General features: G+C 32.0%; 3 protein-coding genes. All 3 read right to left on the reverse strand.

Annotation, left to right across the window (positions count from 1 at the left end; genetic code table 11):
* Positions 1-235: 235 nt before the first annotated feature.
* The 3 genes from DDV96_RS15715 to DDV96_RS15725 all read right to left on the reverse strand — a co-directional run bounded on the left by DDV96_RS15715 (position 236) and on the right by DDV96_RS15725 (position 1904).
* Entirely contained in the window at positions 236-643 is a 408-nt protein-coding gene (locus DDV96_RS15715) for a hypothetical protein (protein WP_116695732.1), read from the reverse strand.
* Positions 640-936, reverse strand: a complete 297-nt coding sequence (locus tag DDV96_RS15720; protein WP_133240873.1) for a hypothetical protein — start codon at positions 934-936, stop codon at positions 640-642. The genes DDV96_RS15715 and DDV96_RS15720 overlap by 4 nt, the downstream gene beginning before the upstream one ends.
* Before the next feature lie 221 nt (positions 937-1157).
* Complete coding sequence (locus tag DDV96_RS15725) at positions 1158-1904, reverse strand: hypothetical protein (RefSeq protein WP_116695734.1); 747 nt, start codon at positions 1902-1904, stop codon at positions 1158-1160.
* Positions 1905-2063: the final 159 nt, after the last annotated feature.

A 2063-nucleotide genomic window follows, 5' to 3' on the forward strand; every position in this document is an offset into this window, starting at 1 on the left:
CTGTAAAGGGTAAGCTGTTCCCGGTCTTGTCCTTGTTGGTATTCCATTCCTAAAGATAAGGCAAATTAAAATTATATCCTTGGAAAAAGGCTGCAATAATGGCATGGTTTTGAGACAGTCTGACGGTCTCGTATAACCGTCAGTTACGGATTAAAGTACGCAAATTTTTCGGTTTAGAACTGGCGTTAGCAATTCCGAGTGGATTCGGACGTAGTCGAATCCGCCGTAATTGCGGTTATACATTGTTGTGTGCTGGCTTTTTCCGGTTAAACATTTTTTTAATATTCGGACTAATTATTAGCAATATTAAATAGTCAATAATTAAACTTACAATCAAATATACATATTGATAATTCAAATCAATTTTATCTCCTAAATTCCCGTCTAAATATTCGCTAAAAACTGTTGTTGGGATAATTCCTTTTGCATAATATAAAATGAAATAATTCCACGCAAAGCTTTGAAGACCTGCAATTTTTGAAGTCGGTTCAGGTAAAGTCAGATAAAGAATTAGAAAAAATATAATTTCAATTCCTAGAAGTAAAAGCAAGGATTTTTTTGTTTGATTAAGTCCAATCAAATTCCGATTTGGGTTTTTGAATCCAAATATTATCCAAGGAATTAATAATAGTATTGAAATCATCCTTCTTCAGGCCACTTTTTTGTTGACGACTTAAAAACTTTAGATACTCCAACGCTCAATCCATACCAAACTATATAAGTTGAGTCAGTTTCCATTTCATAAAATGCAGGACTATCTATTTTTTCATTTAGTCCAAGTTCAGTTACATCTTTTGGCAATCGGTTATTTGTTTTCTTAAACTTCTCAACCTTTTCAATTAGCATTTCAGCATATTCTTGTCGGTCATTTTTGAATTCGCAATTGTAGATACCAATTAATAGAACTATGGTCAATATTTTAATTACCGATTTCATTTTTTTAGCTTGCACACAACGTGTTTGTATATGGCTCGTAGCTTGTAAATTAGCGATTATTTTCGGATTAAGCACAAGCCAGATTTTTAAATTTTACTATTTATCTTTTTTTATTGGAAATCGTCAAATTTAAAAATTTGGCGACTTTCCAAATATGCCTTAACTTCGTTTAAGCAACTGCCCAGCTATGAGCTATATACGTTGTTAGCCACTGGCATTATTCACAACATTATGTTTTCAGTCGTCCATTCATCATTATCGAAACTCGAAAAAACCACAGCATCAAAAACACAAGGATAAATATCGGCTTTTTCACACAATTCTTGAATTCCGTCTGACACAAAATGATAATAATTATTATCGCTCAAAAGTGTTGATGACAATTTTATTGGAAATCCAAAATCATTAAGCCAACTTATTATTCGTGAATCGAGTGGGATTTCGTATTTCGTCAATCCGAGAGCTTGTAAAAAGTTTCGTGATTGTTTTGGACCGAAACCCTTTAAACGTAATTTTAAATAATCAGCTAATTCTCTTTCGCTATTTTTCGTTTGGTTAGCGTTTAAATATTCGAGTTTTTTTATTAATTCCCAATTGTTCTTTTTTAACTCGTCAAAATTTATTGAAAAATATTTGCTGTTTTTATTTATAAATCTCGTTAGCCCGTTTGTGAGAAAAATCTGTTTTATAAACTTCTCTTTATTTTCTGAATTTTCGATTAATTCTGCGGTAACTGGAAATGGTTTTTGGCTCAAAAATTTTCCAACTAATGAATTTGGTCCCGAACGTTGTTGTGAAGTCAGCAAACACATTATCATCGAGTGAATTAAATTATCTTTAGTTATCGACAAATTCATTTTCTCAACATTCCGTTCAATACGAGTTTTTAAGAACTGATTATTGTTTTCACGAACAACATTTTTTATTTTTTGAATATCGCTATTTTCTATTTTCCAACTAAATGTCATTGATTGCAGAATGTTTTTCCTTGCTTGTGGCTAACGGCAGTCTGTCTCAAAACTACCAATTAATTCTCTTAAAAACAGTATTTTTCGGATTTTGGTGAAATCCATCGGTGTGCCGGCATTTTTTGAAAGTTGCTTTTACGTGCCCCCAAACAGTTTAAA

It is taken from the genome of Marixanthomonas spongiae, assembly GCF_003095375.1.
GTDB lineage: Bacteria > Bacteroidota > Bacteroidia > Flavobacteriales > Flavobacteriaceae > Marixanthomonas > Marixanthomonas spongiae.